Source organism: Streptomyces sp. (assembly GCF_035644915.1).
In the GTDB taxonomy this organism is placed as follows: domain Bacteria; phylum Actinomycetota; class Actinomycetes; order Streptomycetales; family Streptomycetaceae; genus Streptomyces.
Genome location: NZ_DASQNP010000019.1, coordinates 1 through 8,490, shown reverse-complemented (window position 1 = coordinate 8,490; position 8,490 = coordinate 1). Strand labels below are relative to the sequence as shown.

The 8,490-nt window shown below is 73.9% G+C and carries 8 protein-coding genes; 5 read left to right on the top strand and 3 right to left on the bottom strand.

Annotated elements, in window-relative coordinates; all coding sequences use genetic code 11:
- Positions 1-1,414: aminomethyl-transferring glycine dehydrogenase subunit GcvPB (gene gcvPB, locus VE546_RS02730; protein WP_324917672.1), on the top strand; the 1,414-nt coding region annotated here is incomplete at its 5' end.
- Between the two features lie 163 nt (positions 1,415-1,577).
- Here the strand turns inward: gcvPB and VE546_RS02725 are convergent.
- Complete coding sequence (locus VE546_RS02725) at positions 1,578-1,784, bottom strand: DUF5999 family protein (protein WP_324917678.1); 207 nt, start codon at positions 1,782-1,784, stop codon at positions 1,578-1,580.
- Positions 1,785-2,101: 317 nt separating this feature from the next.
- Positions 2,102-2,692 carry a hypothetical protein gene (locus VE546_RS02720; RefSeq protein ID WP_324917669.1) on the bottom strand — a complete coding sequence of 197 codons (591 nt, stop codon included), beginning with the start codon at positions 2,690-2,692 and terminating at the stop codon, positions 2,102-2,104.
- A gap of 496 nt (positions 2,693-3,188) precedes the next feature.
- Here VE546_RS02720 and VE546_RS02715 point away from each other — a divergent pair, with 496 nt between their 5' ends.
- Together VE546_RS02715 and VE546_RS02710 are read left to right on the top strand one after the other, a co-directional pair.
- Positions 3,189-4,685, top strand: coding sequence for a glutamate--cysteine ligase (locus VE546_RS02715; protein WP_324917666.1), 1,497 nt, complete (start codon positions 3,189-3,191; stop codon positions 4,683-4,685).
- 258 nt (positions 4,686-4,943) lie between these two features.
- Positions 4,944-5,714: a CPBP family intramembrane glutamic endopeptidase gene (locus tag VE546_RS02710; protein ID WP_324917675.1), complete on the top strand. Its 771-nt coding sequence runs from the start codon at positions 4,944-4,946 to the stop codon at positions 5,712-5,714.
- 54 nt (positions 5,715-5,768) lie between these two features.
- On the opposite strand, the gene VE546_RS02705 is transcribed toward VE546_RS02710, so the two are convergent.
- Positions 5,769-6,590 carry a PhzF family phenazine biosynthesis protein gene (locus VE546_RS02705; RefSeq protein WP_324917663.1) on the bottom strand — a complete coding sequence of 274 codons (822 nt, stop codon included), beginning with the start codon at positions 6,588-6,590 and terminating at the stop codon, positions 5,769-5,771.
- A gap of 137 nt (positions 6,591-6,727) precedes the next feature.
- Here VE546_RS02705 and VE546_RS02700 point away from each other — a divergent pair, with 137 nt between their 5' ends.
- Positions 6,728-7,336, top strand: a complete 609-nt coding sequence (locus VE546_RS02700) for a PadR family transcriptional regulator (RefSeq protein ID WP_324917661.1) — start codon at positions 6,728-6,730, stop codon at positions 7,334-7,336.
- 137 nt (positions 7,337-7,473) lie between these two features.
- Positions 7,474-8,490 (top strand): L-seryl-tRNA(Sec) selenium transferase (gene selA / locus VE546_RS02695; RefSeq protein ID WP_324917658.1); only part of this gene is annotated, 1,017 nt, incomplete at its 3' end.

The window sequence follows — 8,490 nt, the reverse complement described above, 5'->3', positions numbered from 1 at the left end:
CTACCTGCGCCGTCTCGCCGACGCCGACTACGCCCTGGACCGCGGCATGATCCCCCTGGGGTCCTGCACCATGAAGCTCAACGCCACCACCGAGATGGAGCCGGTCACCTGGCCGGAGTTCGGGGCGCTCCACCCGTTCGCGCCCGCCGATCAGGCCGAGGGCTACCTGACGCTGATCCGCGAGCTGGAGGAGCGGCTGGCGGAGATCACCGGCTACGACAAGGTCTCCCTCCAGCCCAACGCCGGCTCGCAGGGCGAGCTGGCGGGCCTGCTGGCGGTGCGGGCGTACCACCGCGCCAACGGCGACGAGGGGCGCACCGTCTGCCTCATCCCCTCCTCCGCGCACGGCACCAACGCCGCCAGCGCCGCGATGGCCGGGATGAAGGTCGTGGTGGTGAAGACCGGCGAGAACGGCGACGTGGACGTCGAGGACCTGCGGGCCAAGATCGACAAGCACCGCGAGGAGCTGGCGGTCCTGATGGTCACCTACCCCTCGACCCACGGCGTGTTCGAGGAGCACATCACCGACATCTGCGCGGCCGTCCACGACGCCGGCGGCCAGGTCTACGTGGACGGCGCCAACCTCAACGCCCTGGTCGGCCTCGCCAAGCCGGGGAAGTTCGGCGCCGACGTCTCCCACCTGAACCTGCACAAGACCTTCTGCATCCCGCACGGCGGCGGCGGTCCGGGCGTCGGCCCGGTCGCGGTCCGCGCCCACCTCGCGCCCTACCTGCCCAACCACCCGCTCCAGCCCGCCGCCGGGCCGGAGACGGGCGTGGGGCCGATCTCGGCGGCGCCGTGGGGCTCGGCCGGCATCCTGCCGATCTCGTGGGCGTACGTGCGGCTGATGGGCGCCGCGGGGCTGCGCCGCGCCACCCAGGTGGCGGTGCTCAGCGCCAACTACGTCGCCAAGCGGCTGGAGCCGCACTACCCGGTGCTCTACACCGGTCCGGGCGGGCTGGTGGCGCACGAGTGCATCATCGACGTCCGGCCGCTGACCAAGGCCACCGGCGTCAGCATCGACGACGTCGCCAAGCGGCTGATCGACTACGGCTTCCACGCGCCGACGATGTCCTTCCCCGTCGCCGGGACGCTGATGATCGAGCCCACCGAGAGCGAGGACCTGGCGGAGCTGGACCGCTTCTGCGACGCGATGATCGCGATCCGGGCCGAGATCGAGAAGGTCGCGACGGGCGAATGGAGCACCGAGGACAACCCGCTGCGCAACGCCCCGCACACGGCGGCGCAGCTCGCCGGGGAGTGGAAGCACCCGTACGGGCGCCGGGAGGCGGCCTTCCCGGGCGGGGTACCGGCCGGTGACAAGTACTGGCCCCCGGTGCGGCGCATCGACGGCGCCTACGGGGACCGCAACCTGGTCTGCTCGTGCCCGCCGCTGGAGGACTACGAGGGCTGAGAGCGGCCGGGAACGGCCGAGGACGCGACCGCGCCCCCGTACCGGGCGGGGTGCGGGCGGAACGGTAGGGGCCCTCGGCGCTCGGCGCCGGGGGCCCGGTCCCTTTGCGCCGACCGGTGCGCGGTGGGGTGCGGCGGGGTGCCGGGAGCGTACGGCGCGCCGGTCAGGCGGCGGTCGTGACGTGCTCGGCACCCAGTGGGCGGTGCGGCGCGATGACCCGGCCGTCCGGCAGCAGCTCACCGGTGTCCTCGAAGAGGAGGACGCCGTTGCACAGCAGGCTCCAGCCCTGCTCGGGGAAGTGCGCCACGAGGTGGGCGGCCTCCCGGTCGGGGGAGTCGGCTGACGGACAGGGCGGTTGGTGCTGGCACATGGTGGGGTTCTCTCGCTGCGGTGTGGTGGTGCTGCGGTGTGGTGTGTGGTTCATGACCGTCCCCCGTGTCGTCTCGGTCGGTCCCCAGTGTCGGCCCCGCGGCCGGAATTCCGCAGGGTTTTCGGTGCAGCTCTCCTCACGGTTTGATGACGCCTCCATCTCACGGACGGTTGCGCGGCGAAGAACCATCCTTTCGGGTGGTCTTGTCGCCGTAAAAGACTAGTTATCGAGGAGAGGGAAACAGCGCGGCGCTCCGCGGCCGGACAGCCGCGGAGCGCCGCTTCGCACCGGAGTGCGCCGGATGCGCCGAGGGCCTTTCAGGCGGGCGCGCCCAGCAGGGGAGGGGGCACCAGCCGGCGGGTCAGCAGCGGCAGCAGGCCGTCGACGCGCTGCGGGTGGTGCGCGGCGATCCCGGGCGGTGCCGGAGCCAGCGGCACCAGCAGGTCGGCCGGGGCGGGAGCACCCCCGGCGGCGTCGGCCTCCGTGTCCCCGTGCAGCCACAGCGTCACCATGTACAGCTCGGGGACGGACAGCAGCCGCGGCTGGTGCGTCGTCGGCAGGGCCTCGGCCCGCCGCAGGGCGGTCTCGGTGGAGGCGACGAACGGCCCCTCGCAGAAGTGGGAGAACGTCCAGCCGTCCGCGGTGAGCATCGCCTCGGCGGCCCCCGCCGCGCCGTGCGCGTCGCGCAGCAGGAAGCGCCAGCCGGTCAGCCGCGTACGGGGCGGGCCGGCCGAGGCCGTGATCCCGTCCAGCACGTGGACCGGAAGGGAGAGGTCCGGCCGGAGGGAATCCCTCCCGGCCCGCGGGCCGGGAGGGGTCGGGTTGCCGCGGAGGCCGGTGGGGGAACCGAGGGCCGCGAGCACGCTGCGCAGGGCGGGTGCCGGGGCCGGTTGGACACGCAGGGGCATGGTGGGTCGCCTCTCGCTCGGAGACACGGTGGTGCTCGGCTGGCGCGGACGGCGCTGTCGGCGTACGGAAAGGCCACGAGGAAGGCCGGAGGAGGGCCTCGACGGACCGGCAACCACGAGGGAAGCGGCGTCTCGGCTGCTTTTGTGGATTTTATACGACGGATGTTCGGTCGGTGTTTCGGCTAGCCGTCTGGGATGTTACCGGCAAGAGGGCCCCAAGACATTTCGCGGAGGCGTTTCATCTGCGCATCTTCAACCGATAAGCCGCTGACCTGGAAGTTGGTTGACCATGCGGTCGGCCGTATCTTTTCGGCATTTCCCACGAGCAGAGCCCGTGCGCCTGCGGAAGCCATTGTGCCGGGTGATGTATGCCTTGGGAATGTGCCCGGCGAAAGCCGCCACTCCAGCTTACCGCTCCTCGTCGCCGCGCGAGGCGTTATCTCTCGCATCCGCGGGGCATCATCCGGTCACGGTTCACTGGAGGAGGGACGCTTCGATGGGCGAGAAGGTCGTGGCCAGCGGGTTCGACCTGTCCGACCGCCACCGCTACAGGGACAAGCTCCACCGGTGTCTCGAGGGGCTCCGGCGACTGCTGGACGAGCAGCGCTTCGACCGCCCCCGCGATCTCATGGGGCTGGAGATAGAGCTGAACCTCGCGGATGCCGAGGGGATGCCCCGGATGATGAACACGGAGGTCCTGGAACGCATTGCGAGCCGGGATTTCCAGACGGAACTGGGGCAGTTCAATCTGGAGGTGAATATCCTTCCGCACCGGCTGACCGGGCGGGTACTGGACCAGCTCGCGGAGGAGTTGCGGACCGGGCTGGCGTACGCCGACCGCAAAGCCGGGGAGGTCGGCGCGCGGATCGTGATGATCGGCATTCTGCCGACGCTCACCGGGGAGGACCTGGTTTCCGCGAACCTCACCGCCGTCGACCGCTACACCATGCTGAACGACCAGGTCATGGCCAGCCGCGGCGAGGAGGTCGTCCTGGACATCCAGGGCGTGGAGCACCTGAGGTACACCTCGTCCTCCATCGCCCCGGAGGCCGCCTGCACCTCCGTGCAGCTCCACCTGCAGGTGACGCCGGACCGCTTCGCCGACGTGTGGAACGCCGCCCAGGCCGTCTCGGCCGTCCAGGTGGCGGTGGGGGCGAACTCCCCCTTCCTCTTCGGCCGCGAGCTGTGGCGCGAGTCCCGCCCGCCGCTCTTCCTCCAGGCCACCGACACCAGGCCGCCCGAGCTGATCGCCCAGGGGGTGCGGCCGCGCACCTGGTTCGGCGAGCGGTGGATCTCCTCGGCCTACGAGCTGTTCGAGGAGAACTACCGGTACTTCCCGTCGCTGCTGCCCATCTGCAGCGAGGAGGACCCGCTGGAGACCCTGGACGGCGGCGGCGTTCCCGCACTGGCCGAGCTGACCCTGCACAACGGCACCGTCTACCGCTGGAACCGGCCGGTGTACGCCGTCTCGGACGGGACCCCGCACCTGCGCGTGGAGAACCGGGTGCTGCCCGCCGGCCCCACCGTCACCGACGTGCTGGCCAACACCGCCCTGTACTACGGCCTGGTGCGCGCGCTGGCGGACGAGCCGCGCCCGGTGTGGAACCGGATGCCGTTCTCCGCCGCCGCCGAGAACTTCGACACCGCCTGCCGCTACGGCATGGACGCCCGGCTGTGGTGGCCCCGTCCCGGGCGCGGCGGCCCGCTCGCGGCCGTGCCCGTGGACCGGCTGCTGCTGGACGACCTGCTGCCGATGGCCGCCGCGGGCCTGGACGCCTGGGGCGTCGAGCCCGGCGACCGGGACCGCTACCTGTCGGTCATCGAGGAGCGCTGCCGCCGCCGCGTCAACGGCGCGTCCTGGCAGGCCGACACCTACCACCGCGCCCTGGAGGGCGGACTGGACCGGGAGAAGGCCCTGGCGGCGACGGTGCGGCGCTACTGCGAGCTGGTCCGCACCGGCGAGCCGGTGCACGGCTGGCCGACCGGTCCGTGACCTCCGCCGCCCGCACTCCCGCCTCGCCCGTCTCGTTCGCCCGCCGTCCCCGCCGCCGGCCGCCCCGGCGCCCGGGCGGCGAGGACGGTCGGGCAAGCTGTTCCTGCCGCGCCGGAGAGGGCGCCGGCGGGGCGGAACGGCCGAACGGGAGGCGGAGTGCGACCACGCGTGCGGGACGGGGAGGACGGCCCGGAACACCAGGACGGACGCCGGGAGCCGGGAGCCCCCGGGAGCCCCGCCGACGGCGGGGCTCCCGCGGTGCCGCGCCGGACCCTGGGACACGAGACGCTGCTCGTCCTGGCGCTGTCGCTGGGCGCGAGCGGGCTGTCGGCGCTCATCAGCTTCGTCGGATCGCTGACCAGGCCCGGCGGCCTGAAGGACCAGGCGGCCCGGCTCAACGGCTCGTACGCCCCGGACCGGCCCTGGCTGGACCTGGCCTGGCAGCTCTTCGGCATCGCCACCGCCCTGGTCCCGGTCCTGCTCGTCGCCCACCTCCTGACCCGTGAGGGGCCCGGCGGCCACGGCGGGCCGGGCCTGCGGGCAATCGGCTTCGACCTGCGCCGCCCCGCCTCCGACCTGGCCCGGGGCGCCGTGCTCGCGGCGGGCATCGGGGGCAGCGGGCTGCTGCTCTACCTCGGGGCGCGGGCGAGCGGGTTCAACCTCACGGTGGTGCCCGAGTCGCTGCCGGACGTGTGGTGGAAGATCCCCGTCCTGATCGCCTCGGCGGTCCAGAACTCCGTGGTGGAGGAGGTCATCGTGGTCGGCTACCTGCTGCGCAGGCTCGACCAACTGGGGTGGACCCCGATGGCCGCGCTGGCCGCCGGCGCGCTGCTGCGCGGTTCGTACCACCTCTACCAGGGGATCGGCGGGTTCGTCGGCAACGTGGCGATGGGCGTGGTCTTCGTGCTGCTGTACCGGCGGTGGGGCCGGGTCGGGCCGCTGGTGGCGGCGCACGCGCTGATCGACGTCGTGGCGTTCGTCGGGTACGCGCTGCTGGCCGGCCGGGTGGACTGGCTGCCCACGGCCTGACCCCGCTCCACCGCCCGGTGCGGCCGTACGGGTGGGGCGCACGGCTCACGGCGCTCACGGCCCGGTGAGCAGCTCCCCGTCGATCACGGTGACGGCGTTGCCGGTCAGCAGCGTGCGGTCGCCGCGCAGCGTGGTGCGGACCAGACCGGTGCGGGCCGACGCCTGGAGGCCGGTCAGCGTCTCGCGGCCCAGGCGGGCCGACCACAGGGGCGCCAGCGCGGTGTGGGCGCTGCCGGTCACCGGGTCCTCGTCGATGCCGACCGCCGGGCCGAAGAAGCGCGACACGTAGTCGTAGGCCGCGTCCGCCCCGGCCGCCCGCGCGGTGACGATGACGCCCCGGTGCGGCAGCCGCGCCACGGCGGCCAGGTCGGGGGCCAGGGTGCGCACGGTCTGCTCGTCGGTCAGCTCGACCAGCAGGTCGCCGACGTTCTCGCCCGTGTCGTACGCGGAGACCACCTCGGCGCCCAGGGCCGCGCGGACCTCGTCGCCGGGGGTGGTCTCGGTGAGCGGGGCGGTGGGGAAGTCCAGGGTGACCGAGCCGTCCTCCGCCGTCTCGGCGACGAGGACGCCGCTGCGGGTGGCGAACCGCACGGCGCCGGTGGCCGTGCCGGTGGTGTGCAGCACGTGGGCGGTGGCGAGCGTGGCGTGGCCGCAGAGGTTGACCTCGGTGGCGGGGGTGAACCAGCGCAGCGCCCAGTCGGCCTCGGCGCCGTCGGGCAGCGGATGCGCGTACGCGGTCTCGGAGAGGTTGACCTCGGCGGCGAGCCGCTGGAGCCGGTCGTCGCCGGGGAAGGGGCCGGAGTCCAGCAGGACGACGGCGGCCGGGTTGCCCGCGAAGGGACGGTCGGTGAACGCGTCGACGATACGGATCTTCATGATCGCAAGCGTAGGGCCCGGCAGGGGCTTGTCGGCGACATGTTTCCGATATATCGTTGAGCTATCGCGATGGTTCGAGAATTGATCGCGATAGATCGGGCTCGCGGTCGAGCCCCCACACGGAAAGGACGCCACCGATGCGTTCACAGGCACACGAACACGGCCACGGGGGCTGCTGGGGGCACGCGCGCGGCGGCCCCCACCCCCGGGGACTGCGCGCGGCCTTCGGGCCGTTCGGTCCGCCCTTCGGCGCGGACGGCCCCTTCTTCGGCGGACGCGGTCGCGGACGCGGCGGCCCGCACTCCCGGGCCCGGCGCGGCGACGTGCGCGCCTCGATCCTCGCCCTGCTCGCCGACCGGCCCATGCACGGCTACGAGATGATCCGGGAGATCGCCGAGCGCAGCGGCGGAGCCTGGAAGCCCAGCCCCGGATCCGTCTACCCCACCCTCCAGCTCCTGGAGGACGAGGGGCTGATCAGCAGCGCCAGCGAGGGCGGCAAGAAGCTCTTCTCGCTCACCGAGGCCGGCCGCGCCGAAGCCGAGAGCGGCCCCGAGGCCCCCTGGGAGGAGGCCGGCCGCGGCATCGACTGGGAAGCGCTGAGCGAGATCCGCAAGGCGGGCACCGGACTGCTGGAGGCCTTCCGGCAGGTGTGGGCCACCGGCACGCCCGAGCAGCGGGAGAAGGCGCTCGCGGTCGTCAACGACGCCCGCAAGCGGCTCTACCTCATCCTCGCCGACGAGGACTGACGGAGGCCGACCGGGGCTGACGGGGATCGGCGGGACCGGCGGGGAAGCCCGGGCCCGGTGCGGCACCGCCCGCGCCGGGCCCCGCGCGCCTATCCTGGCCGGTGACTCCGTACCGCGTCCCGCCAGGAGGCCATCGGATGGACCGCGACACCGCGCCGGCGACCGCGCGGACGGACCGGAAGGCGGCGGACCCGGAGCGGGACGCGACGGCACCGGCCGGGACGGACGCACGGCGCCGCCTCCCCCGTACGGACGCGGTGCTCGCCGACCCCCGCCTGGCCGGAGCCGCCGGGCGACTGGGCCGCGCCCTGGTGAAGTCGGTCGTCGTCCGTGCCCAGGAACGCGCCCGGGCCGGGGAGATCCCGCCGGAGTCGGTCGCCGACGCCGCCGTCGAGGCGCTGCCCGGGACCGCCGGAGGGCTGCGGCCGGTGATCAACGCCACCGGCGTCCTGCTCCACACCAACCTGGGCCGCGCGCCCCTGTCCCGGGCCGCCCGGGAGGCGGTGGCCGCCGCCTGCGGCCCCACCGACGTGGAGCTGGACCTGGCCACCGGCACCCGCTCCCGGCGCGGCGCCTCGGCCGTGGCGGCGCTGACCGAGGCGGTGCCGTCCGCCGGGGCCGCGCACGTGGTCAACAACGGCGCGGCCGCCCTCGTGCTGGCCGCCACCGCGCTCGCCGCGGGGAAGGAGATCGTCGTCAGCCGGGGCGAGATGGTGGAGATCGGCGACGGATTCCGCCTGCCGGACCTGCTGGTGTCCACCGGCGCCCGGCTGCGCGAGGTCGGCACCACCAACCGGACCTCCGCCGAGGACTACGCGGCGGCGATCGGCCCGGACACCGGCTTCGTGCTGAAGGTGCACCCCTCCAACTTCCGCGTCACCGGCTTCACCCGGTCGGCCTCCGTCGCCGAACTGGCCAGGCTCGGCGTCCCGGTGGTCGCCGACATCGGCTCCGGACTGCTGCGCCCCGAGCCCGCGCTGCCCGACGAGCCGGACGCCACCGGCTGGCTGCGCGCGGGCGCCGACCTGGTCACCGCCAGCGGCGACAAGCTCCTGGGCGGCCCTCAGTGCGGGCTGATCCTCGGCCGCGCCGACCTGGTCCGGCGGCTGGCCCGCCACCCCCTCGCCCGCGCCCTGCGCGTGGACAAGCTGACG